Annotated in this window: 19 protein-coding genes; 8 read left to right on the forward strand and 11 right to left on the reverse strand. The window is 63.6% G+C overall.

Translation table 11 applies throughout. The features are described from left to right. Positions 1-31: 31 nt before the first annotated feature. The 3 genes from JK232_RS00570 to JK232_RS00580 all read right to left on the reverse strand — a co-directional run bounded on the left by JK232_RS00570 (position 32) and on the right by JK232_RS00580 (position 5316). Positions 32-994: a winged helix-turn-helix domain-containing protein gene (locus JK232_RS00570; protein WP_212588644.1), complete on the reverse strand. Its 963-nt coding sequence runs from the start codon at positions 992-994 to the stop codon at positions 32-34. A 691-nt stretch (positions 995-1685) separates the two neighbouring features. Then, positions 1686-3386 (reverse strand): chloride channel protein, encoded by a 1701-nt coding sequence (locus tag JK232_RS00575; RefSeq protein ID WP_072928569.1) that lies wholly within the window; start codon positions 3384-3386, stop codon positions 1686-1688. Between the two features lie 484 nt (positions 3387-3870). Further along, positions 3871-5316 carry a YchO/YchP family invasin gene (locus JK232_RS00580; RefSeq protein ID WP_246538158.1) on the reverse strand — a complete coding sequence of 482 codons (1446 nt, stop codon included), beginning with the start codon at positions 5314-5316 and terminating at the stop codon, positions 3871-3873. 350 nt (positions 5317-5666) lie between these two features. Between JK232_RS00580 and JK232_RS00585 the strand changes: the two genes are divergently transcribed. The 4 genes from JK232_RS00585 (at position 5667) to JK232_RS00600 (ending at position 10097) form a co-directional block, all read left to right on the forward strand. Further along, a complete protein-coding gene (locus JK232_RS00585; protein ID WP_072928568.1) occupies positions 5667-6416 on the forward strand; it encodes a gluconate 2-dehydrogenase subunit 3 family protein in 750 nt (249 codons plus the stop codon). 13 nt (positions 6417-6429) lie between these two features. Further along, the gene (locus JK232_RS00590; RefSeq protein ID WP_072928567.1) at positions 6430-8196 is read left to right on the forward strand and encodes a GMC family oxidoreductase; all 1767 of its coding nucleotides are present in this window, start codon (positions 6430-6432) and stop codon (positions 8194-8196) included. Beyond that, positions 8193-9422: a cytochrome c gene (locus JK232_RS00595; protein ID WP_101835169.1), complete on the forward strand. Its 1230-nt coding sequence runs from the start codon at positions 8193-8195 to the stop codon at positions 9420-9422. The genes JK232_RS00590 and JK232_RS00595 overlap by 4 nt, the downstream gene beginning before the upstream one ends. A 111-nt stretch (positions 9423-9533) precedes the next feature. Beyond that, a complete protein-coding gene (locus JK232_RS00600; RefSeq protein ID WP_394854011.1) occupies positions 9534-10097 on the forward strand; it encodes a YbhB/YbcL family Raf kinase inhibitor-like protein in 564 nt (187 codons plus the stop codon). A gap of 1 nt (position 10098) precedes the next feature. On the opposite strand, the gene cobA is transcribed toward JK232_RS00600, so the two are convergent. The 8 genes from cobA to cbl form a co-directional block, all read right to left on the reverse strand. Further along, on the reverse strand, positions 10099-10902 hold the full coding sequence (cobA, locus tag JK232_RS00605) for a uroporphyrinogen-III C-methyltransferase (RefSeq protein ID WP_212588793.1): 804 nt from the start codon (positions 10900-10902) through the stop codon (positions 10099-10101). Between the two features lie 46 nt (positions 10903-10948). After that, positions 10949-13558 carry a nitrate reductase gene (locus tag JK232_RS00610; RefSeq protein ID WP_212588645.1) on the reverse strand — a complete coding sequence of 870 codons (2610 nt, stop codon included), beginning with the start codon at positions 13556-13558 and terminating at the stop codon, positions 10949-10951. Beyond that, positions 13555-17688: a nitrite reductase large subunit NirB gene (gene nirB, locus JK232_RS00615; protein ID WP_212588646.1), complete on the reverse strand. Its 4134-nt coding sequence runs from the start codon at positions 17686-17688 to the stop codon at positions 13555-13557. The genes JK232_RS00610 and nirB overlap by 4 nt, the downstream gene beginning before the upstream one ends. 14 nt (positions 17689-17702) lie before the next feature. Then, positions 17703-18497, reverse strand: a complete 795-nt coding sequence (locus JK232_RS00620) for an ABC transporter ATP-binding protein (protein ID WP_072928606.1) — start codon at positions 18495-18497, stop codon at positions 17703-17705. A 10-nt stretch (positions 18498-18507) separates the two neighbouring features. Then, on the reverse strand, positions 18508-19383 hold the full coding sequence (gene ntrB / locus JK232_RS00625; RefSeq protein ID WP_101829093.1) for a nitrate ABC transporter permease: 876 nt from the start codon (positions 19381-19383) through the stop codon (positions 18508-18510). 9 nt (positions 19384-19392) lie between these two features. Then, positions 19393-20646: a CmpA/NrtA family ABC transporter substrate-binding protein gene (locus tag JK232_RS00630; protein ID WP_101829092.1), complete on the reverse strand. Its 1254-nt coding sequence runs from the start codon at positions 20644-20646 to the stop codon at positions 19393-19395. Between the two features lie 251 nt (positions 20647-20897). Then, positions 20898-22178: a nitrate regulatory protein gene (locus JK232_RS00635; RefSeq protein ID WP_241521514.1), complete on the reverse strand. Its 1281-nt coding sequence runs from the start codon at positions 22176-22178 to the stop codon at positions 20898-20900. 48 nt (positions 22179-22226) lie between these two features. Next, positions 22227-23180 carry an HTH-type transcriptional regulator Cbl gene (gene cbl, locus JK232_RS00640; protein WP_072928560.1) on the reverse strand — a complete coding sequence of 318 codons (954 nt, stop codon included), beginning with the start codon at positions 23178-23180 and terminating at the stop codon, positions 22227-22229. A 253-nt stretch (positions 23181-23433) separates the two neighbouring features. Here cbl and JK232_RS00645 point away from each other — a divergent pair, with 253 nt between their 5' ends. The 4 genes from JK232_RS00645 to JK232_RS00660 all read left to right on the forward strand — a co-directional run bounded on the left by JK232_RS00645 (position 23434) and on the right by JK232_RS00660 (position 26872). Next, positions 23434-23925: a hypothetical protein gene (locus tag JK232_RS00645; protein WP_079205222.1), complete on the forward strand. Its 492-nt coding sequence runs from the start codon at positions 23434-23436 to the stop codon at positions 23923-23925. An 89-nt stretch (positions 23926-24014) separates the two neighbouring features. Further along, positions 24015-24437, forward strand: a complete 423-nt coding sequence (locus JK232_RS00650; protein ID WP_072928558.1) for a hypothetical protein — start codon at positions 24015-24017, stop codon at positions 24435-24437. Between the two features lie 108 nt (positions 24438-24545). Beyond that, entirely contained in the window at positions 24546-26015 is a 1470-nt protein-coding gene (gene tagH / locus JK232_RS00655) for a type VI secretion system-associated FHA domain protein TagH (RefSeq protein WP_212588647.1), read from the forward strand. Next, positions 26015-26872, forward strand: a complete 858-nt coding sequence (locus tag JK232_RS00660) for a PP2C family protein-serine/threonine phosphatase (protein WP_072928556.1) — start codon at positions 26015-26017, stop codon at positions 26870-26872. Before tagH ends, JK232_RS00660 begins: the two co-directional genes overlap by 1 nt. Positions 26873-26900 lie beyond the last annotated feature (28 nt).

A 26900-nucleotide genomic window follows, 5' to 3' on the forward strand; every position in this document is an offset into this window, starting at 1 on the left:
AAAAAATGAAATCCGTTCAGATGCCGTCAGGTTACAGAGGTGTGCCCGGATCCACCGTCAGCGCGGAAGAATCCTGGGTCACCAGGCAGCCTTTTTTTACATGGTCCATCAGCCAGACCGGCGTCAGTGAATGCTGGTCAGGAATATTGACCATGCAAATCACGCTGCCGGGATGGGCGGGTTGGTGAACGCTGCGCGGCGCGCTGGCGTCGCGGTTAACCAGCAGACCAATGCTCGACGGATTAACCCGCAGAATCAAAACAACATTTTTACCGTTACTATCAAATCCGGACGTGTGTGTAGTTTCATAAAAAAGCTGACCAACAATGATCAAAGATAAAGCAACCAGCGTGAGGTATCTCCAGCTTGCACCGAAGTTAATCAGATCACGCATACGGGTGAACGGCCCTTTTTTAACATCCGTCGCTGCGTCAGCAGAGGCGGTGTGTGCTTGTTGCACGTCAGGTTCAGCGTTCCCGGTGGTATTTGCCTGTGGCGCTTCGCGGACATCAGGCACAGTTTCCGTCACCGGAACCGGTTCATTAATTACCGGTAACCCGGTTTCATGACCATTTTCGGCGGCTTTTTGCGCGGTTTTCTCAGTGACGGAAATAACAGCCGGCTGTACCGCAGGAGACTCTTTTTTATTGGTAACCGGTTTAGTATTAAAATCCAGCGCTTCATCTTCATTCAGGAAGTGAAATAACTCTTTGCGATCTATCTTATAACCAACGCGTGGGATGGTCTTAATCAAAACGTGATCATCATCACCGATTTTCTGGCGGATAGACTTAATGGTCTGGTTAATGGTGGAGTCAGAGCAGTAAGTCCCTTTCCAAATATTTTCAATGATTTCCGTACGGGTAACCAGCTCCGGAGACCGTGAAAATAATAGTGAAAGGATCTGATATTCTTTCCAGCGCAAATGAGAAATTTCATTTGGCGGGATGAATACATCCAGATTCTTTATGGTTAATTTATTATAGTCACTCATGTTCTCTTCCTTCATCTTTGCTCAAATCCTGTAAGCTTAAGAAATATAGTGTCATTTCCGTACCCAATCCCTTGTGGGCTCTGGTGTGTGTCGAAATAAAATGGTTAGCGGCGCTGCTGTTTTCTGCTTCCTTTTTGAGCGTTTTCACCCGAAATACTGATAATTCATTAAAATAATTATGCGCAATAGTAATAGCGTACTAATAATTCCCGGACATGGGAAAAGTCGCATTTTGCCGCGCAATTGCCAATATCAGAATTTATGACGGGGGCGGAACAACAATCTGTTCACAAATCAGATACTATCCGAATGGTTCCTAATGTAAAACGCCCCTTCCATAAATAGGATTTATCCCACTAACCGAAATCGCAATCATTTAAAATAATTAACCTCCGGGCACGGTAGTTAACCGGGATTTATAAATACAAAGTGTGGATGCTTGCTCAAATTTTGTTGTGAAACTTAAATAAAGTCATTACGTTAGCTTATGTTTCCCCTTGATTTATAAAGATTTTTTAATTCACATCACAAGTGAAATGATGTTATTCAAGTGAAATCACATAAAATGGATTTCACTTATTAAAAGATATTAGCTTTGCTAATTTTAGATATAGGCTACCCGGGGCAATTTTAACCACACAGAAAATAGGTGTACGGTTTCAGGCCCTTGTAAAAGAGAGTAATTATCAATTCAGAGAAATTCTTTCGCTTTGTGCAGCAGTGATGCTTTGGTAATTACGCCTAATAAGTGACGATTTGCCGCATTATCCAACACCGGCAGCCGTTCAAGCGGTGACGCGGATAATAGCTCCCACGCCTGCTCGTACAATGCATCCTGGTAGACCGTGGTGAATTCCGTGATGATAAACGGGGTAATCGCAGCGTCAGCCGCCACCCGCCCCTCTATAATCCCGGACGCCAGCTCGCTGGTGGCGACCACGCCCAGAAAACGCCCCTGATTGTTCACCACATAGACAAAACGCGTCCGCTGCTTCAGCCCTTCCTGCATCGCTTCTGCCGCCGTGGCGTGCTCCGGCACATGGGAGCAGTGGCGGATAATCAGCGGCCCGATGGTACCGGTCTCAAATTCATTTTTGGCCACAAAGCGCGCCTGGTGCCGGTTCAGCACCGGATATGTCCCGGCGGCCCTGAACATGGTGGCGACCATATAAGAGATGGCAGTCGCCAGCATCAGCGGAAACAGCAGCGAACTGTTCAGCGTCATTTCAAACGCCATCATGATCGACATCAGCGGCGCATGGCTGGTGGCGGCGAGCGTGGCGCTCATGCCGATGGCGGCGTACAGGCCCACCGGGCCGGGGTCCAGCCCCAGTGCCTGCAAGCAGGTGCACACCAGCGCACCGGCCGCCGCGCCCACCAGCAGCGAGGGGGTAAACAGCCCGCCCACCGCGCCGGAGCCTACCGTCAGTGCCGTCGCCAGCACCTTGAGCAGCAACAGCACTAATAAAGAAGTGTGCAGATCGCCGTTATTCAGCAGCAGGTCAATCACTTCAAAGCCGTTGCCCAGGACCAGCGGTGAGATCATCGCAACGAACCCCACCAGCACCCCGCCCAGCCCAAGCCGCCATACCGGGTGGGCTATCGGGCTGAAGGCGCGCCGGGCCAGGGTAATCACCTGCAAAAACAGCGGCCCGGCGACCCCGGCGGCCACGCCGATCAGCAACACGGTGACCAGCGCCCCGGCACCCGGCGTAAAGCTGGCATCGGCATACAGGTAGAGCGGCGCATCCCCGCTGATTGACCGCACCGTCAGCACGGCCACCGCGGCAGAGATAAAGAGCGGGATCAGGCGTTGCACGGCCGTTACGCCAAAGGCAATTTCTGCAATAAACAGTGCCCCGGCCAGCGGCGCATGGTATACCGCGGCCAGGCCACCGGCGGCGGCCATCGCGACAATGTCGCCGCGCCGCACCGTGGGCAGCCGCGCGCCCTGCGCCAGCAGGCTGCCGCTCAGGGCGGAGAGTTGTACCATCGCCCCTTCCCGGCCAATCGATCCGCCGCTGGCAATACTCGCCAGGGACGAAAGCCCGCGCAGCAGGGTACTTTTCGGCGGAATGCCCGGTAACCGCCGGTCAATCACATCGAGGTAATCCGGTGCACTGCCGTGGCGGGCTTCTACCCGTTGGGCCTGCCAGAGCAACCCGCCGGCCAGCAAGCCGCCGACGCCGGTGATCACCGGCCAGACCCAGCGCGGGTATTCCAGAAACGCACGGGTGATATCGGTACCATTGGTAAACAGCAGGCCGTCAATTGCGGCAATGGCCTCGCGGAACAGCACTGTCACCAGGGCCGCAGCAATCCCGGCCGGGATCGCCAGCGCCAGATTGACAACATCTCCTTTCTGCCACGAATCAAAGGCTTTCACTGTCATGTACGCCCGTCAGATGTAGGATTTTTAGTAGATATCGTCCGGCATGATGCCATAAAAAGCAGTGAGAATGTGTATCGCTATCCGGGCATGTACAACTTTCGGATTTGATGAAGGCGGGTTTGCGCGGGCGTGTCCGGCCCCTTTGTATCCGCTCAGATACACACATTCACTGTTTTTGGTGCAACTACCGCACGGCATGTCACACAGCGCCCTTACAGGGTAATGCGAATATTCTGGAAGTAAAATAGCTGGGCGCAGTTCAACAGAGCCTAACGACGTGGGTGAAATTTTAAGGTGAAGCCTGCGGTGACTTCACTTAAGTCCAGATGAAATATCGGTGAAATGCGGGATATCATTTTGCAATTTCACCTTTTCATCTGTTTTTTGTGCTGGAGATACCCCTATTAAAAGAAAGGGATAACCTCCGCTGCGGCGGGCCGCAGTGGCCCGCACGCAGAGGGAAAAGGCATTGCCGGGGGAAAAGTCAGAACGTGGGGTCAGGCAACGGCAGTGAGGCCGTCAGCGGCGGCTCGACGGTCAGGGTTATCCAGTTTGAGGTCACACGCTGCTGCTTTTCGTCCTGCAGCGTCACCGAGAGGCGGTAGCTGTTGGTCGCGCCGGGGCTGTTGTCCCAGGCAGGCATGATGATGCTCCAGCCGTGCGGATTATCATTGTCGGCCGGTGGGGTCAGGCTCAGCGCCTGGGTGTCGCCCTGCCAGCTCAGGCCGGTGATGCGGTAATCCGCCCGGATTTGCAGTTTCAACGGCAGGGTTTCGCCGGGATGCAGCGTCCAGGGCGGTGTGGCGAGGAATACGCTCAGGGTTTTGCGCTGCTCAAACTCCAGCACCGGCGTGCTGTTGCGCTCTACGGCGTCAAACCGGCTGCCGCGCAGGGAGTGCGCCTCGCTGACATAGGCGGCGGAGAGCTGCTGTTTCAGCGGCACGCCCAGCCGGTAGTTCAGCGACAGCCCGACCTGGTCCTGATTCTCCCCACTTTCGCCCTCTTTGTGTGACGCGGTCAGCGTCACCAGCGGCACCGGCGTGTAGTTAACCCCCAGCGACACTGCCACCGGGTTGGACTGGCGCACGCCATCCCCCAGCAAATCGACATTGTTGCCGAGATACTGCTCATAGCTCAGGGTGGCCCCCAACTGGCGGTAGAACGGCAGATAGCCCTTGGTGGTGATGTCATACCCGCGCGCCTGCCGCCGGAACTCGGTGGCGCTGTCCGCCACCGCCACAATGCCGGACAGCGGATGGTAGTAGTTGGCTGACAAGTGCAGGTAATCCGTCCAGGCTTCGGCACCCACACTGGCGCGCATCTGCTCCTGTTCAAAATCGCGGTCCAGGAAGGCGTTATACCCAAACAGCCAGTCGCCCTGCGCCCAGCGCTGCCCTACCCCAATGTTACCCAGCGTCATATCAGACTGGTCAATCACGCCGACCTGGCTGTAAGTCACCCGGTTGCCGCTCTCATGCAGCGGGCTGAACAGCTGGCTGTTGGTGCCGGTAAAGCGGCCGTCGTTGACCGTCAGGCCGATGGTGGCTGTGCCGAGCGGCGACAGGATATTCTGCGCATCTTTCTGCACCAGCTTGGCGGCCTGGGTCAGCGCCAGGTTACCCGCCTGCTCGCCCAGCGACTGGTTACTGCTGTCGCTGTACTGCTCGCCGAAGGTTTTGGCCAGCGTCGCCAGCTGCTTTTCGGTGTAGCGCGGGGTACTGGCGGTGCTGCCCAGCTCCGGCAGGTTTTGCTCCAGCGAGGTCGCAGGCAGGGTATTAAACGGCGAGTTACTCTCCCCGGCCGGGGCGGTTTCATCGGCATGGGCTGCGGGCTGCTGGGAGGTTACCGTCAATGCGGCAGCACTGCCCGCATAAGACAGGATCAACAGGGCCAGATAATGGCGGCTGAAAAGGGAAAGGAAAAAATTCATTGCAGTCTTCATCATCAACACGCGAACTATCCTACCGGAAGTGAGCAAAAAAACAACTATCGCTGTGACAGTCATCACAGTTTTCCCCGGCGGCGCGGTATGTCAAAAACTGTTATGGAAATGTCAATTTTTGTATGCAAATAAACCAAATAAAACAATTAATTAACAATTCCCTTAACATTTGTTAAATATTTTTTAATTTCAACCCTACCTCCTCTGTGACTACTCTCAACGGGCAACCGCGTGGGCGCCCTGCCTGCACCGGTATTTTTTCCTTTCGCGCCGGCCTGTCTCTGCTTCGCGCCTCCGGCATGACGCCTGCGTTTACGCCTACTTAACAGGGAACTTTGATGAGCAAGAAAACCTTGCCCGGTGTGACGCGCCGGCAAATTTTAACCTTTACCGCCGCCTCCGCCGGGCTGGCCGCTGCCAGGGTGGCCGGTGCCGTGACCTTGCAGGATACGCCGGTCTGGTCACCGTTCGATGATAGCCCGCCACCCCAGGTGGACACCCAGGGCTGGGCCTTTTTCACCGCCGAAGAAGCGGCGACCGTGGAAGCGATTGCCGACCGGCTGATCCCGGCCGACGACCTGAGCATCGGCGGCAAAGAGGCCGGGTGCGCGGTGTTTATTGACCGGCAACTGGCCGGGTTCTACGGCACCTTTTCCCGCCTCTACATGCAGGGGCCGTTCCAGCCGGGCACGCCGGAACAGGGTGACCAGTCCCCGCTGGTGCCGCAGCAGCGTTACCGCCTCGGGCTGGCGGCGCTGGATGCCCACTGCCGGGCGCAGCACCAGAAACCGTTCCGGGCGCTGGACGCCGCGCAGCAGGACGCGCTGCTGCACGATCTGGAAAGCGGGAAAATCGCCCTGGACGGCATCGACGCCACGCTGTTTTTCACCACGCTGCTGCAAAACACCATGGAAGGCTTCTTTGCCGACCCGATTTACGGCGGCAACCGTGACATGGTGTCGTGGAAAATGCTGGGCTTCCCCGGCGCGCGTTACGACTACCGTGATTACGTCAGCAAACACAATCAAACGCTGGATCTGGTGCCGCTGAGCATCCAGGGCAGTGCCGCATGGAAAATGAAAGGCTGAGGGACAGGGCATTATGGCAAAGAAATTACCCAGGACAGACGTAGTGGTGATTGGCCTTGGCTGGGCCGGCGCGATCATCGCCAATGAGCTGGTGGACGAGGGGCTGAACGTGGTCGGCATTGAGCGCGGCCCGTGGCGTGACACCGCCCGTGATTTTAACGTCGCGACCGTGCCGGATGAGCTGCGTTATGTCTCCCGCCAGGAGCTGATGCTGCGCACCGCGCAAAACACCATCACCATCCGCAATGACCCGTCGCAAACCGCGCTGCCGATGCGCAGCTGGGGCTCCTTCCACCCCGGCAACGGCACCGGCGGAGCCGGTAACCACTGGGCGGGCATCACCTTCCGCTTCCAGCCGCATGAATTCCGGTTGCGCAGCCACCTGCTGGAGCGCTACGGCGCAGACGCGATGCCGCCGGAACTGACCTTACAGGACTGGGGCACCGACTGGGCAGAGATGGAGCCGCACTATGCGGCGTTCGAGCGGCTGGCGGGCATTTCCGGCAAAGCCGCCAATGTGAACGGCGAGCACCGCGAGGGCGGCAACCCGTTTGAGGGGATGCGCTCCACCGACTACCCGACCCCGCCGATGGCCCAACCCTACGCGCCGACGCTGTTTGCCGGGGCGGCGCGCAACCTGGGTTACAAACCCTTCCCGGTGCCCTCGGCCCTGCTCTCGCAGGCCTACACCAACCCGCTGGGCGTCACGATGGGGCCGTGCACCTTCTGCGGCTTCTGCACCAACTTCGGCTGCGCCAACTACTCCAAGGCCAGCGCCATCACCACCGTGTTACCGGCGCTGATCCGCAAAGAGGGGTTTGAGGCGCGCACCAGTTGTGAAGTGCTGGAAGTGCTCACCGACAGCCGCGGCGGCCGCGCCACCGGCGTGCGCTACATCGACTCCTCCGGCGACGAGTGGGAGCAACCGGCCGACCTGGTGATCGTCAGCGCCTTCACCTTTGAGAACGTGCGCCTGATGCTGCTGTCACGCATCGGCACGCCGTACGATCCGGTGACCCAGCGCGGCACCACCGGCCGCAACTACGCCTACCAGACCGCCAACAGCGTACAGATGTTTTTCAGTGACAAAAACTTCAACCCCTTTATCGGTGCCGGTGCCGTGGGCATGGGGATTGACGAGTACAACAACGACAACTTTGACCACAGCGGCCTCGGCTTCTTCGGCGGCGGCAGCATCCGCGTCACGCCCATCGGTGCCGCGCCGATCAACACCCGCCCGGTGCCGCCCGGCACGCCCAAATGGGGCAGCGAGTGGAAAAAAGCCACGGTGGCCAACTACCTCAGCACCATGTCGATTGGTTGCGAGGCCAGCAGCTACGCCACCCGCACCAACTACCTCTCCCTGGACCCGACCTACAAAGACCGGCTGGGGCGGCCGTTGCTGCGCGTCACCTTCGACTTCCCGGCCAATGATTTGAAGATGGCGAAATATTGCACCGGCAAAGTGGCCGAGATCGCCCGCAGCATGAACCCGCGCCAGATTGTCGAACAGCCGATGCACGGCCACTGGAACGGCACGCCTTACCAGTCTTCGCATGTGGTGGGCGGGTTTGTGATGGGGGCCGACCCGGCCACCAGCTCGGTGAACAAACACCTGCAGGTGTGGGGGGTGCCGAACCTGTTTGTGGTCGGTGCCTCGGCGTTCCCGCAAAACCCCGGCTACAACCCCACCGGCACCGTGGGCGCGCTGGCGTTCAAGGCGGCGCACGCCATCCGCCATTACTACCTGAAAAACCCAGGGGAGATGATTACCGCATGAAAACCTTACTCTCCCTCTGCATCGGCCTCAGCGTGCTGGCGGCCGGAAACAGTGAGGCCGCCGGTGACGGCTCCTTTGAAACCGTGGACAAAGGCCGCTACCTGGCGGTGCTGGGCGATTGCGCCGCCTGCCACACCGCCAAAGCGGACCAGCCCTACGCGGGCGGCGTGCCGATTGAGACGCCGTTCGGCCGGCTGGTCGGGGCCAACATCACGCCGGACCGCGAAACCGGCATCGGCACCTGGACGTTTGAAGAGTTTGACCGCGCCATGTCAGAAGGCATCGGCAAAGGCGGCGTGCACCTCTACGGCGCGATGCCGTTCACGGCCTTTACCCGCGTGACGCGGGAAGACAACCGGGCGCTGTGGGCCTACCTCCAGACGCTGCAACCGATCCACAGCGACGTAAAGACCAACCAGTTGCCGTTCCCGTTCAACCAGCGCGCCAGCCTGATTGGCTGGAACTGGCTGAATTTCGACAAAGGCGAATACCGCCCGAGGCTGGACAAATCCGCGCAGTGGAACCGCGGCGCGTACCTGGTGGAGGGGCTGGGGCACTGCGGCACCTGCCATACGCCGAAAAACCTGATCGGCGGGGATAAAACCAGCCAGACGTTGCAGGGCGCGGTGGTGCAGGAGTGGATGGCGCCGGACATCACCCCTGACCCGCACACCGGCATCGGCCGCTGGACGGAGCAGGAGCTGATGGATTACCTGAAAACCGGGGCCAACCGTTATGACATCGCCTCCGGCCCGATGGCGGAAGAAGTTGACCACTCGTCCCGCCACTGGACAGAGGAGGATCTCCGGGCGGTGGCGGTTTACCTGAAACAGAGCGGGCTAAGCAGCCATACCGCGACAGTGCCTGCGCCGCTGAAGCCGGACGATGCGCGGATGGTGGCGGGCCGGGCCGTCTACGCCGATCGCTGCTCCGCCTGCCACACGCCGGACGGCCAGGGCATTCCCGGCCTGTTCCCCCGGCTGGCCGACGCGCCGCTGGTCAACAGCGTGAATGCCACCTCGATGATCCGCGTGGTGCTGGCCGGTTCCCGCGCCGGGGCCACCACGGCGGTGCCGACCGCGCCGTCGATGCCGTCGTTTGACCGCTACCTCAGCGATCAGGACATCGCCAACGTACTGACCTACGTGCGCAACAGCTGGAACAACGCCGCCGCGCCGGTAGCGCCGGACGACGTCAGGGATCTGCGCGAGCCGCTCCGCCGGTAAATTTCCCGCTGCGACCGCCAGGCCGCGGCGGGCTACCCCGCCCCCTTTCCGCCAATCTCGCCTATGCTTTTGATGTGCCCCTGATTTTTTAACCGTATGTAAGGAGAGACTATGTCTGTGATGTTCCGGCGCGGCCTGCTGGCCGGGTTGTTTGCTGTGGCGGTGGCCGCCGCTGTACCCGCTGTCGCGGCCCCCTTTGCCCTGACCTCGCCGGATTTCGATGATAACCGGCTGCTGGCGCAGAAATTTGCCGGGGCGGCCCAGGGCAATACCGCCTGCACCGGCGAAAACCTCTCCCCAACGTTGCACTGGCACAACGTGCCGCCCGACACCAAAAGCCTGGCACTGCTGGTGTTTGACCCGGAAGGCCGCAAAGGGCTGGGGGTCAGCCATCTGGTGGCCTATAACATCCCGCCGACGGCCAAAGGTTTTGCCGCAGGCGAACTGACGCAGGGCAAAGGGTTCACCGGCGGCAAAAACAGCGCCGGGACCCAGGTATGGCACGGCCCCTGCCCGCCGCCCGGTTCCGGCTTCCACCATTATGTGTTTACGCTGATCGCCACCGACCTGCCGCCGGACGCCCTGCCCGCCGGGCTGACGCGCGAACAGCTGCTGGAAAAACTCGACGGCCACGCCGCCGCCGCGACCGGCCTGATCGGCCGCTTCGGGCAGTGAATTACGTCACTGCCGCCCCCTGCCGCGCCGCACGCGCTGCGTGGTCAGCCTGGTAGTAACGCACCACCTCACCGACGATAAGCAGGCTCGGTGAGGCGGGTTTTTCGCGTGCCACCGTCCCGGCCAGCGTGGCGAGCGTGCAGGTGAACACCTGCTGGTCGGCACGGGTGCCGCGGGCAATCACTGCCGCGGGCATCGCCCCCGCCATGCCGTGGGCCATCAGCTGTTCGCTCAGCGCGGCACAGTGGGTCAGTCCCATATAGAACACCAGCGTCTGGCCTTCCGCCACCAGCGACGGCCAGTCAAGATCCGGCTCACCGTCGCGGCCGTGGCCGGTCACCAGCCGCACCGACTGGGCACAGGCGCGGTGCGTCAGCGGAATGCCGACGGCCGCCGCGCAGCCCAGCGCAGCGGTGATGCCGGGCACCACGTGGCAACGCAACCCGGCCTGCTGCACGGCCTCCTGCTCCTCACCGCCGCGGCCGAACACAAAGGGGTCACCGCCCTTCAGCCGCACCACCCGCTGCCCGGCCTGTGCCAGCGACACCAGCAACGCATTGATCGCCGGTTGCGGCAGCGTATGGTGCTGCGGGGTTTTGCCGACATCGATTTTCAGCGCGCCCGGCGGCACCAGCGCCATGATCTCCTCTGACACCAGCCGGTCATACACCACCACCTCCGCCTGTTGCAGCACCCGCAACGCTTTCAGCGTCAGCAGCTCCACATCGCCCGGCCCGGCGCCCACCAGCCACACCTCGCCCGCCCCGGTGCGGCTGCTGCAGAGGCCGCCCAGCAGTGCGGCCATACGGGCCGCGTTATCGGTCATTTTGGAATAGATCATGGTTTTGCTCCTAAGCGGGGTGTGTCGCCGCCTGTTGGATCAGTTTTTTCAGCTCCGGTCGGCAGGAGCCACAATGGGTACCACATTTCAGCGCCGCGCCCAGCGCCTCGACGGAATCACAGCCGCCCGCCAGCGCCCGGCGGATCTCCAGTTCACCCACGCCGAAGCAGCTACAGACAATCGCCCCGCGCGGCGCCTGCTCACCGGCGGCCCGCCCGGCCAGCAGCGCCCGGCGGGCGGCCGCATCGGGCGGCGGCACATGGAACGCCGCGACAATCGCCTCGCGATCCAGCCCCGGCAGCCGCTGCGGATGCAGGTAGAACGCGGCCTGCAATTCGCCGTCACGCCAGCCGAGCAGATGCCGCGCCGCACCCATGAAAGCCTGCTGGAGCAACAGCCCGCCGCCGCATAACGCCTGGAGCCAGGCTTCTGCGTCCGCCGGCGGCGTGCAATCCGCCAGGATGAAATCACTGACGCCCGGCTGGGTTACCCGGCTCCAGTAGCCCACGGCGGGCGGCGGTGCGCCTTCGCCGCGCAAAAACAGCTCGCCCTGCCAGGCCACCGGCCAGCGGGCGACGCGCACCGGCGTCTGTTTGCTCTGCGGCTGGCCGGAAACCGGGTCCACCCGCGCCTCCACCAGCGCATTCACCCGCGCCTGCGCGCTGAACTGCCGGTTCCAGTGCATCGGCACAAACACGCTGCCGCGCGGCTGGCCGTTATCCGCGGTGGCCCGCGCCAGCAACCAGCCGCGCGGCGAGGTGACGCGCACGATATCGCCTTCCGCGATGTCAGCCATGTCAGTGGGGTGGAGCACGCAGACCGGCTCCGGCGTGTGGCGCATCAGCGCGGCGGCTTTGCCGGTGCGGGTCATGGTGTGCCACTGGTCGCGGATGCGCCCGCTGTTCATGGTCAGCGGGTAACCGGCGGCTTCCGGCAAGTGCGGCGGGGCCACCGCCAGCAGCCGCGCTTTGTTATCGGGGTGCCAGAAGGCACGTTCCGGGCGCGGCAGTGCAGGCAGCGGCCAGCGCTGCGGGGTGAGTTGCTGATACTGTTCCTGCGTCAGCGTCGCCAGCGCGCTGATGTCAAAGGCGCGCTGCCCCCGGTTCTCAAAGCCGGAGAGCGCCGCATGTTCGCAGAAAATCTGATGCGGATGGGTGTAGGCAAATGCCGCGCCGAAGCCCAGCCGCTGCGCCACCTGGCTGACTATCCACCAGTCGCCCCGCGCCTCGCCCGGCGGCGGCAAAAAGGCGCGCTGGCGCGAGAGGCAGCGCTCTGAGTTGGTCACCGTGCCCTCTTTTTCGCCCCACGCCAGCGCCGGCAAACGGATATGCGCCAGCGCGGCGGTGTCGGTCTCCTGCATCACCTCAGAGACGATCACCAGCGGGCACCCGGCCAGCGCCTGCCGCGCCCGGTCGGCATCCGGCAGGGAGACCAGCGGGTTGGTGCCCATAATCCAGACAGCCTTGATGCGGCCGTCGGCCAGGGCATCAAACAGTGCGGTGGCATTCAGCCCCGGTTCCTGTGTGACGTTGTCACTGCCCCAGAAACGCCCGACGCGGTCGACCTCTTCGGCGCTGAAGCCCATATGCGCCGCCAGCTGGTTCGCCAACCCGCCCACCTCGCGCCCGCCCATCGCATTCGGCTGGCCGGTCAGTGAAAACGGCCCGTTGCCCGGCGTGTTAATGCGCCCGGTCGCCAGGTGCAGATTGGTGATGGCATTGACCTGATCGGTGCCTGCCGAGGACTGGTTAATCCCCATCGAGAACAGCGTCATCATGCGCGGTGCCTGCGCCACCTGCCGGAAGAAGGCGGTCAGCGCCCCGGTGCTCAGCCCGGTCTCAGCACTTGCCCGCGCCAGATCCCACGCCGCGGCGGCGGCCAGTGCCGCGTCCGCGCCGGTGGTGTGCTGCTGTAAAAAGGCCTGGTCCAGCGCACCGTGCTGATGCAGCCAGTGCAGCAGGCCATTGAACAGCGCAATGTCACTGCCCGGCCGCAACGCCAGATGGCAGTCAGCCAGATCGGCGCTGGCGGTGGCGCGCGGGTCAATCAGCACCACCTGCATCTGCGGCCGCTGCCGTTTCGCTTCTGCCAGCCGCTGGTAGAGCACCGGATGCGCCCAGGCGGCATTGCTGCCCACCAGCAGCACCAGGTCGGTCTGTTCCAGATCGCGGTAGCGGCACGGCACCCAGTCCGCACCCAGCGCCCGCTTATGCCCGGCCACCGCCGACGCCATGCAGAGGCGCGAGTTGGTGTCCATGTTGCCTGCGCCGATAAACCCCTTCATCAGTTTGTTGGCGACGTAGTAATCCTCAGTGAGCAGCTGGCCGGAGCCATAAAACGCCACCGCCTGCGGGCCGTGGGTGCGGATCACCTGTTGCAGCCCCGCGGCCGCCGCGTCCAGCGCCTGTTCCCAACTGACGCGTTGGTCGCCCAGCATCGGGTACAGCAGCCGCCCGCTGAGATCCAGCGTGTCGCCGAGGCGGCTGCCCTTGATGCAGAGCCGCCCGAGGTTAGCCGGGTGTTGCGGGTCGCCGCTGACCGTGACGCCCGCGCCCTGCACCTCCGCCCGCACGCCGCAGCCGACGCCGCAATAGGGGCAGGTCGTGTTGACGGCTGTCATGACACCGTCTCCAGCGCGTTTTCTGTCACCGGCTGGCGGCAGACCCAGATGCGCCCCTGCTCCACGCGCACCGGCCAGCACAGCAGGCGTACGCCCGGCTTGTCGAGGCTGGTGCCGTCACGCAGGCGGAAACGCTGTTTATACAGCGGGGAAATCACTATCGGCTCGCCGCCCGCGTCGCCGGTCAGGCCGCGCGCCAGCACATTGGCCTGGCTGCCCGGCTCGTGGTTCTCCAGCGCAAACACTTTTTCCGCGGTGTGCGGCAGGTGGAACAGCGCAATCTGCCGGTCGCCCAGCCGCGCGGCCAGCCCACTGTCGGCCGGGATAGCAGAGAGCAGACCGACCTCTTCCCAGCCATCGCCCGGCTGTGCGTGAGCCATGACAGGCGGCAGCCCGGCCGGGCGCGGCTGGCCGCGCTCCAGCACCTGCACCACCGCCTCGTCCGGCTGGTCGCTGTTGAGGAACGGGCGGAACAGCGCCTGCTGTTCCGGCGAGGCCAGCGTGGTCTGCCATTCGCACTGGTAGCTCTCCACCACCGCCTGCATCTCCTGCTCCAGCTCCGCACCCAGCCCGAGCGAGTCATGCAGCACCACGTCGCGCAGCGTCTCCAGCCCGCCCTCCAGGTTGTCACGCCAGACGCTGGTGCGTTGCAGGCGGTCAGCGGTGCGGATGTAGAACATCAGGAAACGGTCAATGGTGCGGATCAGCGTCTCGCGATCGAGGTCTGCCGCCAGCAGTTCGGCATGGCGCGGCTTCATGCCGCCGTTACCGCAGACGTAAAGGTTCCAGCCTTTGTCGGTGGCGATCACCCCGACATCTTTGCTCTGTGCCTCGGCGCACTCGCGGGTGCAGCCGGAGACCGCCATTTTAATCTTGTGCGGCGAACGCAACCCCTTGTAACGGTGCTCCAGTTCAATCGCCAGCCCGGTGGAGTCCTGCACGCCGTAGCGGCACCAGGTGGAGCCGACGCAGGATTTCACCGTGCGCAGCGATTTGCCGTAGGCATGGCCGGTTTCGAACCCGGCGTCCACCAGCCGCTGCCAGATCGCGGGCAACTGCTCCAGCCGCGCGCCGAACAGGTCAACGCGCTGGCCGCCGGTGATTTTGGTGTAGAGGTTGAACGTTTTCGCCACCGCACCAATTGCCAGCAGGCCATCGGGGGTGATCTCCCCGGCCGGGATGCGCGGCACCACCGAGTAAGTGCCGTCTTTCTGGATATTGGCGAAGTAGCGGTCGTTGGTGTCCTGCAACGGGCGGTGCGCCGGTTCCAGCAGGTAGTCATTCCAACAGGAGGCGAGCAGCGAGCCTGCCAGCGGCTTGCAGATTTCACAGCCGTGGCCGCGGCCATGTTTCGCCAGCAACTCGCCAAAGGTGCGGATCTTGCCCGCACGGATCAGCAGGTAGAGTTCCTGACGTGAATAGGCAAAATGCTCGCAGATGTCGCGTTTTACCTCGACGCCGTGCGCCGCCAGCCCGGCTTCCATCACCTGTTTCACCAGGGCGGCACAGCCGCCGCAGCCGGTGGCCGCTTTGGTACAGGCTTTGATGCCCGCCATGTCGGTGCAGCCGCCGTCGACCGCCGCCAGGATCGCGCCTTTGCTGACGTTATGGCAGGAGCAGACCTGCGCGCTGTCGGGCAGTGCCGCCACACCCAGCGCCGGGGCAGCACCGGCGGCGGCCGGCAGAATCAGCCCGGCGGGCTGGGCGGGCAGCGGCAGATCGTTGAGCATCATCTGGTGCAGCGTCGGGTAGTCGCTGCTGTCGCCCACCAGCACCGCGCCGAGCAGGCGTTTGCCGTCAGCGGAGACCACGATTTTCTTGTACACCTCAGACGGGCCATCCTCCCAGCGGTAGCTCTGGCTGCCGGGGGTGCTGCCGTGGGCGTCGCCGAGCGAGGCCACCTCCACACCGAGCAGTTTCAGCTTGGTGCTCATGTCCGCGCCGGTAAAGGCCGCCGCCTCCCCCGCCAGCGTGGCGGCCAGCGTGCGCGCCATCTGGTAGCCGGGGGCCACCAGCCCGAAGATCCGGCCGTCCCACAGCGCGCACTCGCCGAGGGCGAAAATCGCCGGGTCGGAGGTGCGGCACTGGTTATCAATCACGATGCCGCCGCGCGGGCCGACGGCGAGGTCACTCTCACGCGCCAGGGCATCACGCGGGCGGATACCGGCGGAGAACAGCACCAGATCGCTCTCCAGGGTGCTGCCGTCGGCGAACGTCAGGCAGTGGCGCGCGCTGCTGCCGTCGGTGATGCTTTTGGTCTCATGGCCGGTGTGCACCGTCACGCCGAGGGCGTCGATTTTGCGGCGCAGCATCGCTGCGCCGCCGTCATCCAGTTGCACCGCCATCAGGCGCGGCGCGAACTCCACCACATGCGTCTCCAGCCCAAGCTGTTTCAGCGCGTGCGCTGCCTCCAGCCCCAGCAGGCCGCCGCCAATCACCACGCCGCGCGCGGCCCCCCCGGCGCTGGCGGCAATTGCCTCCAGATCGCTCAACGTGCGGTAGACCAGGCAGTGCGGACGGTCAGCACCGGGGATCGGCGGCACAAAGGGCGCGGAACCGGTCGCCAGCACCAGGTGGTCATACGGCGTTTCGCGCCCGGCGTTGTCCACCACGCAGCGGCGCACGCGGTCAATCGCCGTCAGCGTGCAGCCGAGGCGCAGCTCGATGCCGTGGCGGTCAAAAAAGCCGTCGGCCACCAGGCTCAGGGATGCCGCGCTGCGGCCGCCGAAAAATTCGGAGAGGTGGACGCGGTCATAGGCCGCGACCGGCTCCTCCGCACAGACGATGATCTGGTAACGCCGGTGCAGGTTGCGCTCGACCAGTTGTTCCAGAAAGTAGTGGCCGACCATGCCGTGACCGGCCAGCAGCAGTACCGGGCGGACGCCGGAAAAAAGTGCATCGCTCATCGTGGTGCTCCTCCGGGGCGCAGCCGCAGCCGCGCCCGATTGTTCAGAATGTAGGCCGAGCAGCAGGTCATCACTGACCGGTTGCCCCAGCAGGTGGCTATAGGCGGCGGCATCCGTGGTGTCGCCGTAAAACATCACGCCGCGCAAACAGCCGTTACGCAGCAGCAGGCGGCGGTAGTGGCCGGACAGCGGGTCAAAGGTGTGGTGGATCTCATCCTGTGGCGCGGCCTGCACCTCCCCGGCGGAGAACGCGGCGATGCCGGTGACTTTCAGCCGGGTCGGCAACGGTGACGGCTGCCAGGCGGCCCCCGGTTGCCCGGCCAGCCGCTGCGCCAGCACCTCCGCCTGTTCCCGGCACGGGGCCACCAGCCCGGCGGTAAAGGTGCCGGGTTGCGCGCATTCACCGACAGCGGAGATCGCCGGGTCTGCGGTGGCCAGCCGGCCATCCACCAGAATGCCGCGATCGCACGCCAGCCCGGCAGCGGCGGCCAGGGAGGTCTCCGGCCGGGTGCCGATGCAGGCCACCGCCAGCACCGCGGGCAGCCGCGTACCGTCGCCCAGCGTTACCGCCTCCAGCGTGCCGTGGCCGTGGAAAGCGGCCACTTCGCAGCCGGTCAGGATGCGCAAGCCGCGCCGGTGCAGATCGGCTTTCAGCAACTGCCCGGCCTGGTTATCAAGCTGGCGCTCCATCAACCCGGCGTGACGGTGTAACAACGTGACGCGCATCCCGCGCTGCGCCAGCGCGCAGGCCGCCTCAATGCCGAGGATGCCGCCGCCGAGAACCACCGCCGGTGCACCGGGGCGGCAGCGCGCCAGCATCCGCTCTACATCCGCCAGCGTGCGAAAGCCGAGCACGCCGTCCAGTTCCACGCCCGGCACCTGGGGCAACAGCGGCCGTGTGCCGGTCGCCAGCACCAGCTGGTCATACGGCAGGCTGCGTTGGCCGGTGTGCAGCACCCGGCGCGCCCGGTCGATGCGCAGCGCGGTTTCGCCATGATAGAAAGTGACGTTGTCACTCATTGCGCTATCCGGCAGCGGCAGCAGCGTCTCTTCCGGCCGCTGCTCCCCCGCCAGCACCGGCGAAAGCAGAATGCGGTTGTAGCTGCCGTGCGGCTCCGCACCTATCACGCTGACGGCAAAACGCCCCGGTGCCAGGCGGCAGAGCGTTTCCACACAGTGCATCCCGGCCATGCCGTTGCCCACCACGATCAGCCTTTGGGTCATGCTTCTCTCCCGGTTCAGGCCGCGCTGGGCTGTTTGGCGTACAGGAAGTGCAGGATCTGCTGGCGGCAGTGGCTGTAGACCGGGTCCTGCGCCAGTGCGACGCGGTGACGCGGGCGGTCAAGCGGCACCGGCAGGATCTGCCCGACATGGGCCGCCGGGCCGTTGGTCATCATCAGTACCCGGTCGGAGAGCAGCACCGCCTCATCCACATCGTGGGTGATCAGCACAATGGTGGTGTGCAGCCGTTGCTGGATCGCCATCACCGCGTCCTGCAGGTGGGCGCGCGTCAGGGCATCGAGCGCGCCGAACGGCTCATCCATCAGCAGCACTTTGGGTTTCATCGCCAGCGCGCGGGCGATGCCGATGCGCTGCTTCATGCCGCCGGAGATCTCCCCCGGCCGTTTGTCGCGGGCGTGGCTCATCTGCACCAGCGCCAGGTTGTGCTCAATCCAGTCACGGCGTTCACCCTTGCCCATCTCGCGGCGGAACACCTGATCCACCGCCAGCGCCACGTTGTCGTAGCAGGTGAGCCACGGCAGCAGCGAATGGTTCTGGAACACCACCCCGCGCTCCGGGCCGGGGCCGTCGATTTCGCGGTTATCGCACAGCAGCACGCCCTCACTGGGGCGCGTCAGCCCGGCGATCAGGTTCAGCAGTGTGGATTTGCCGCAGCCGGAGTGGCCAATCAGGCTCACGGTTTCCCCGGCGGCGATGGTGAAACTGACGTTGTCCAGCGCCAGGAAACTGCCTTGCGGCGTGGTGAAGCGCTGGCTGACATTCTGGACGGCAATAATCGGATGGTCAGGCATGGTCGGCTCCTCAGCGTGCGTCATAGGTAAAGCGGCGGGCGATGGCCATCAGCCCCTGCTCAAGCAGCAGGCCGACCACCCCAATCACCCCGATGGCGATGATGATGTTTTCCACATTCAGGTTGTTCCACTCGTTCCAGATCCAGAAGCCGATGCCGACCCCGCCGGTGAGCATCTCGGCGGCGACAATCACCAGCCAGGCGATGCCGATCGAGAGGCGCACGCCGGTAAGCACATGCGGCAGCACCGCCGGGAACAGGATGCGGCGCATCACGGTGAGTTCACTGAGCTTCAGCACCCGCGCCACGTTGAGGTAGTCCTGCGGGATGCGCATCACCCCTTCGGCGGTGTTGAGGATCATCGGCCAGATCGAACAGATAAAAATCGTCCAGGTGGAGGCCGGTTCGGCGCGCTGGAACAGCAGCAGGCCAATCGGCAGCCAGGCCAGCGGGCTGACCGGGCGCAGCAGTGAAATCACCGGGTTGAGCATCTGCGCCAGGAAGGTGAAGCGGCCAATCAAAAACCCGGCCGGGATGCCCACCAGCGCCGCCAGCCCGAAGCCGGTGCCGACCCGTTGCAGCGAGGCCAGCACATTCCAGCCGATGCCCTGATCGTTCGGCCCGGCGTTGTAGAACGGCTCGGCAAAGATAATTCTGGCGGCGTCCCAGGTGGTGAGCGGCGTCGGGAAGCCGTGGCTGTTGAGTGCCGCCACCTGCCAGACCACCAGCAGCACGGCGAGGCCGAGCAGGCCGGGGATCAGCCGTTGCAGCAGCGGGCGCAGGCGCGGCGGCGTGAAGCGGCGGCGCACCGGCACTGTGTTAAGCGGGATCACCCTGGCCGGGGCGGCAGACGGGGCGGCGGGCTGGGTTTTCAGGTTGGTTTTCATCGGGAACCCCTATCGGTTGAGGGTGAAACTGCGGGCATAGCCCGCCGGGTTGCTGCCGTCCCAGACGCTGCCGTTCATCAGCGTGCTGCGGCGCATCTCATTGGCGGGCACACTGACATGGGCGGCGGTGGCGGCGTCACGGTACAGGGCGCTGCGGTTAATCTGCCGCGCCACGGCGGCGTAATCCGGTTCGGTTTTCGCCAGATTCCAGCGGTGGAACTGGGTTAAAAACCACATGCCGTCAGAGAGCCACGGGTAACTCACCTCGCCGTCGGCGAAGAAACGCATGGCGTGGGCGTCCTGCCACTGCTTGCCGAGGCCGTTTTCGTACCGGCCGAGCATCCGGCCCTCAATCCGCTCCAGCCGGGTGTTGAGGTAGGCGCGCCCGGCGAGGATGGCGGCGGTTTCGCGCCGGTTGGCCTCGGAGGCGTCAATCCAGCGGGCCGCCTCCAGCACCGCCGCGGTCAGGGCGCGGGCGCTGTTCGGGTGGGCGCTGACCCACTCGTCGCGGCTGCCGAGCACTTTTTCCGGGTGATCGGGCCAGATCTGCTGGCTGGTGGCGGCAGTGAAGCCGAGGCGGTCGGTGATCGCCCGCTGGTTCCACGGCTCGCCCACGCAAAAACCGCTCATGTTGCCGATGCGCATGTTCATCACCATCTGCGGCGGCGGCACCACCACCGTGCGCACGTCGTTAAACGGGTGGATGCCCGCCTCCGCCAGCCAGTAGTAGAGCCACATGGCGTGGGTGCCGGTCGGGAAGGTATGGGCAAAAGTGACGCTGCCCGGCGCGCTGCGGCTGATGTGCTGTTTCAGCGACGCCGCATCCGTGACGCCCGCCTCCTGCAGCGCACCGGCGAGGCTGATGGCCTGGCCGTTCTGGTTCAGGGTCATCAGCACCGCCATCGGGTGGCGCGGCCCGGCGAGGCCGAGTTGCAGGCCGTAGATCAGGCCATACAGCACGTGGGCGGCGTCCAGCTCGCCGGAAACCAGCTTGTCACGCACCCCGGCCCAGCCCGCCTCTTTGCTCGGGATAATGTGGATGCCGTATTTCTTGTCGAACTGTTTGACTGAGGCGATCACCACCGGCGCGCAGTCGGTCAGCGGGATAAACCCGACGCGGATGTCGCGCTGCTCCGGCGCATCACTGCCTGCGGCCCAGGCCGCATTCAGCAGGCCGGGGAGCAGCAAACTGCCGCCCAGTGCCGCGCTGCCGGCCAGAAAACGGCGGCGGGACAGGCCGGGGCGGGAAATCTCTCGCGTCATGGTGCTTCCTTCTCAAGGGACAAAACAAAAAAGGCGTCCGGTTACTGCACAACCTGCGCTGTGCAATAACGGACGCCTTTATCCGGGATGCCTCGTGTTCGCCGCCGTTGGCGAATGGGACAGGAGAAATAATGCAAGGGGTGTGCCAATAACAAAAAACCGCCGTTCAGGGCGGTTCAGGGAGACAGGCACCGGGAAATCCCCGCCAGAGGCCGGGGGTATTGCCCCATCAGGCAGCAACCTTTGCCCAATTAGCGGGCAATATCCTCGTTGGCGGCCAGCACACTTTCCACCGCCAGCAGCGCATGGGCGATCTCAATCAGTTTCTTGTTCTGCGCCATCGCCAGTGACCGCAGCGCCTTGTGCGCCTCCGGCTCACTCAGGCCGCGGTGCTGCATCAGCAACGCTTTGGCGCGCTCGATCTGTTGCCGCTCGCTGAGGCTGGCGCGCAGGGTGGCCAGTTCCGCCGACAGCTGTTGCAGGTGTTGCGCCTGCTGCTGGATGACGTCGAGGATCGCCCGGCCGAGCGGCGCGCCCAGCTCCCCGGCGCGGTAGTGCGCGGCCTCCCCGCCCGGCGTGGCGGTAAGCAGCACGCTGTAGCCGGCGTCCGGCGGGGCAAGGCTGAGCTGCTGGCCCGCCAGCGCCTGCTGCGCCCCGGCCAGCGCCGCCCGGCAACAGGCATTGAGCGCCGCGGCGGACTGGTCTTCCACGCTTTTCATTGCATCTATGCGCGCGCTGGTGATGTCAAACCACGCCTGAACCTGATCGCCGCCCGGCGGCAACCGCCCGGCACAGAGGATGCGCCGCAGCCGCTCAAACGCCGGGTTGCCCTGCCCCGGCCCGGCCTGCCACGCCGCCTGCGAGGCGGGGTCAGCAAAGGTCAGGAACGTCTGGATGCAGCGCTCCTGCCCGTCGATCAGGTCCAGCTGCTGCTGTTGCGCCCCGGCCTCCATCTCCCCGGCGGCAAACCCCGCCGCGCCGATCGCCCGCTCCTGCCCGGCCAGCTCTTTGCCCTGCATCACGCTGAACATCGCAATCAGCGCCCGTGAAATCGCCGGGTCACCGCAGCCGTCCGCCGCCTCAAACACCACCCCCAGCAGCCGGGCGATGATGCCGCTGTAGCAGCCCATTGAGGCGGCGCGGGAGGCAGCGGGCGCGCGGTTGGCTTCCCGCTGCGCCGGCAGGGCTTCCAGCGCATGCAGCGCCCCGGCCACCCGGTTGAACAGGCGGCTGAGGTTACCGGCCTGCGGGTGCGCCCGGTCAAGCTGCGCCAGCGGCCGGTGCCAGGCCGCCAGCGCGGCATCGGTGTCCTGAATCGCCTGGGAAAGGTGGCGCGCCGCGGGGCTTTCGCGATTGGAGAGCAGAATATTGCTGAGGCCGCGTTCGCGTTGCAGGCAGTGCACCAGTGCGCTGACGGCCGTCACCAGTTCGCCGGTGTGCAGCAACTGGTGCAGACCGGCAATTTCGCTCTGTTTTGAAGCCAGGATGAAATCCTGCGCCCGTAACCGGGCCGGGGGAAGCGTCATAGCCATGCCTGTTTCTGGGGGACATGGCCAGGGTTTTGCAAAATACGTACCGGATCAGATCTGGTAGTCGTCCACCGTGTCCAGTTGGGCGGCAAACACTTTCTCTTTGATCTCCGTCAGGGAGAGCGCCGGGTTGCAGAGCTGGATAAACTGCCAGGCGAAGTTGCGCTGCAACTGGCTGCGCTTCAGGCCGAGCCACACGGTGTTGGCCTCAAACAGGTGTTCGGCGTTCAGGTAGACCAGCCCCTGGTCGCGCCGGTCTTCCGACATGTCCGCCACCAGCCCGACGCCCAGCCCCAGCTCGACGTAGGTTTTGATCACGTCAGAGTCCTGCGCGCTCAGGGTGACGTCCGGCGTCAGCCCCGCCAGCTGGAAGGCGGCATCAATTTTGCCGCGCCCGGTGATGCCGTGGCGGTAGGTAATCAGCGGCAGGGTGCTGAGCTGCTCCAGCGTTACCGGTTCGGCCTGGGCCGCCAGCGGGTGGCCGGCAGGCACTACCACCGCATGGTGCCAGCGGAAATAGGGAAAGGCCGCCACCGCCTCATCACTCATCAGCCGTTCGCTGGCGATGCCGATATCCGCTTCCCCGGCGTGCAGCATGGCGACAATCTCCTCGGGGCTGGCCTGGTTCAGCGTCAGGCGCACCCGCGGGTAGAGGGCGCGGAACTCCTTGATCACACGCGGCAGGCTGTAACGCGCCTGGGTGTGGGTGGTGGCGATGTGCAGCTCGCCGTTGTCATTGTTGCTGAACACATCCGCCAGGCGGCGGATATTGCCCGCGTCATTCAGGATACGCTCCGCCACCACCAGCAGCTCCTTGCCCGGCTCCGTCATCCCCAGCAGGCGCTTGCCGCGCCGGATGAAAATCTCAATGCCAAGCTCCTCTTCCAGCTCACGGATGTGTCGCGACACGCCGGATTGTGACGTGTACAGCGCATTGGCCACATCCGTGAGGTTGAAGCGGCAGCGGGCCGACTCACGGATAATTTTCAGCTGCTGGAAATTCATTGCCTTATCTCCTTATCTCTCATTCAGATAAGGGTAGTGATACGGGGGAATGCGGCGAATGCAAAAGAAGAAAATGGCAGTCCTTATGCCTTTCGGCACTAAAGGGAATCTGAGTTTTTAACCTTAGGGCTTTTTTCCAGTACAATCAGCAAAATGAGCAGATATTATTTTGCTCAATGGATTCACAACTGCGTTATTTTGACGCTAAATAGTTCTGTCCAAGAATTGATACCCGGAAAGCAAAGAGGATATTGTGAAAATACGCATCATGCTGGTACTGCTGACCACGCTGGCGCTGAGCGCCTGTAAATCCGGCCCGCTGCATAAGGATGGCCCGGATGATATTATCACCAGCCAGGTAGGGGAACTGACCCTGAAACACCGCCGCGCCATTGAGCCGCCGGAAAGCCTGAAACTCATTAACCAGCAATATACCAGTCTGTATGCGGCCAGTATCATGACCCGCCCTGACTACAGCGGCACCCTGGTGGGCCACCTCACCAATGCCAAACCCTTCTATGTGATCGGCCAGCCGAATAACCGCTGGCTGGCCATCAGTGAAGAGAAAGACGGCAACCTGGTCGGCTATGTGCCGTTCAATGCCGGGGTGCCGAGCACCCAGTACCAGGCCACCCTGCGCCAGGACCGCCCGCGCCGCACCAAGGCAAAAAGTGATTGCGTGGCAGTCGGCGGTGACAGCAAAGCCTGCAAAGATGCAGCGTCCGAAACCTGGATCATCGACTGACCCGGTGCCGGGGTGGCAGAATACTGCCCCGGCGTCACTGCCGTTCTGGTTAATAAATTGCGTTATTTTGTGAATAAGTAAAAATTCTAATGAAAAGCAGTAAAATCTCTATTGGTAATTGTTTAAAATCGTTAGTGGTCCTACTGGCGATACATTTTGCCCCGGCGGCCGGGGCGTCAGACAACGCAGCGACACTCGCGATCCACCCTGCACAACCAGTTCAGGAAGCCCTTTTCCGCAACTGGCTGCTCAGCCGCTGTATTGCCAGGTCAGACAATGTCGGCGCATTACCGGCGGATGCCCACCGCGCCGCGGCACTCTATGCCGGGAAAAGCCGGCTGCCGGCCGCGGCCTTTACCGCAGGTGATGCCTTAATTGATCGCTTCCTTGACCGCCCCTTCCGGGGGCCGGTAGAGGGCAGCTATCACACCGTTGCCTGTATCGACCTATATCAAAGTGGAGAGGCCCGCCGCCTGTTTGACCGCTTTGCCGCTCAGCTTGAAGACCAGTAACCCGTAACCGGCGGGCCTGCCGCCTGCCGCGATGCAACACCGCGCAGCCCGGCTTCCCCGCCGTGACGCGCCGGGTCTGGGCGTCGGAAACCATTGCAGGAACACGTTATGCGATTCACGATTGTTAAGAGTAAACAGGGCCATTTTCCCCCGCAAAGCAGCTTTGACTTCCTGCCTCCGGGCGGGACCATCGGCCGCAGCGTGGACAATAACCTGGTGTTGCCCGATGAAGACCGGGCAATCTCACGCCTCCAGGCCATCGTGCATATTTCGGCAGACGGTGAGTGCCGGATAACCAACCGCGGCAACGTCACGCGCGTGGTGCTGAATGATATTCCGCTGGAGCGTGGCCGGCAGGTCGAGTTGCAGGACGGCGATCTGCTCGACATTGATGATTACCAGCTCCAGGTCACTGACCTGAGCCAGTCCGCGCCGCCGCCCTCCTACACCACCCCGCCCGTTGAGGCCCCGCGCCCCAGGGAAGCCCCGCGCCTGACCGGCGTGCCGCGCCTGGCTGAAGTGCCGCGCCCGGCAGAACCGGCTGCCGTGATCGTCACCCCGCCGCCGGCGCAGCCGCTCGCCTCCCCGCAGGCCCACGCCGCGCCGGATCGCTATGCCGCCCCGGAGCCGTACAGCGCCCCGGAACAGTACAACGCACCAGAACCGTACAGTGCACCGGAACCGGCGGCGTTGGTGCAACCGGCCGCCCCGTATGACGCCCAGGCGCAACAGCGTGCGGAACAGGCGCTGCTGGCGCGCCAGCAGGCGATGCAGGATGCGCCGCTGCCCGCAGCTGAACCGGCGCAGGCGGCCCCGGCCGCTGACCCGCAACCCCTGCCGCTGACCCCGCCGGAACCGCCGCGTGCCGCGCCGCGCTCCGGCCGCCTCGGCATTGACCCGGTGGGTTACACCGCGCCGCCGGTGCCGCGCCACAGCAACCTGCTGCACGGCAGCCCGCAGGCGCTGGACGGCAACATGCTGGACGCGCTGCTGGAAGGCATCGGCTTAAACGATCTCCAGCCGCCGCCGCGCTTTGATGAGCACCAGTTGCGGGAAGTCGGCCGCCTGCTGAGCCTGTTCTCGCAGGGCACCGTGGCGCTGCTCTCGTCGCGCTCGATTCTCAAGCGCGGGGTCAAGGCAGAGATGACCATGATCCTGGACGAGGCCAATAACCCGTTCAAGCTGCTGCCGTCGGGCAAAACCGTGCTGATGCAGATGTTCGGCAGCAAAATGCCGGGCTTTATGCCGCCGGAACAGGCGGTGCGTGACGCGCTGATCGATTTGCAGGCCCACCAGTTGGGGATGATTGCCGGTATCCGGGCGATCATTTCCGCGATGCTGCAATCCTTCAACCCGGACCGGCTGGAAGAAGAGGCGCGCCGCGAGGGGAATGCCCCGCGCTTCTCGCTGTCATCCAACCGCAAGGCCGCGCTGTGGGACCACTTCGCCAAAACCTACCAGAAGACCGCCGGTGAAGTAGAGAACGATTTCCACACCCTGTTCGGTGAGGCGTTCCTGCGCGCCTATGATGCCGAAGTCAATCAGTACAAAGATTCGCAAATCAAACCGGACGAATAATGAATATTACCATTGCCACCACCTCCCACCAGGGCACCCGCGCCACCAACCAGGACCAGACCGGCGAGATCATCGGCCGCCGCTCGGCCTGTTTTGTGGTCTGCGACGGCATCGCCGGGTTGCCGGGGGGCGAGGTGGCGGCAAAAATTGCGCGTGACACCATCCTGGAAAATTTTGACGGTGAGCAACACCTGGATGCCCAGAGCATCCGCCAGTATGTGACCGGCGCGAATGCGGCGATCCGGGCGCGCCAGCGGCAGGAGGCCGCGCTGGCGAAAATGGGCACCACGCTGGTCAGCCTGTTTATTGACCGGGATTATTCGCTGGCGTACTGGGCACACGCCGGTGACAGCCGCCTCTACCTGTTCCGCCGCGGCTACCTGTTTGACGTCACCACCGACCACAGCCTGGTGCAGCAGATGAAAGATGCCGGGTTTTCGACCCAGGGCATCAACAGTAACCTGCTCTACTTTGCGCTGGGGCTGGATGAGGCGCGCGACGCCAGCTACAGCGATGTGCTGCAACTGGAGGACGGCGATGTGTTTTTGCTCTGCACCGACGGCTTCTGGCACAGTTTCAGCGAGGCGGAGCTGGAGCAGTCGCTGCATATGGTAAATTCACCGGATGAATGGATTGCCCTGATGGAACGTGCCTGGCTGAACCAGGCACCGGTGCACACCGCCAACGGCACTGAGTGCGCGGCGGTGCCTGACCCGCACGCGGATAACCGCCACACTGATAACCGTAATATTGATAACTACAGCGCCATTGCCGTATGGGTCGGCTCTCCGCAGGAGACCACCCTGATGCACTCCTTGCCGGACGCCGGGCGTTTTATGCCATCAAAACTGGGCTGAGGCTGATGTCTACTTTTACACACACAAG

Origin of the sequence: Nissabacter archeti (assembly GCF_018257325.1) — a bacterium.
GTDB lineage: Bacteria > Pseudomonadota > Gammaproteobacteria > Enterobacterales > Enterobacteriaceae > Chimaeribacter > Chimaeribacter arupi.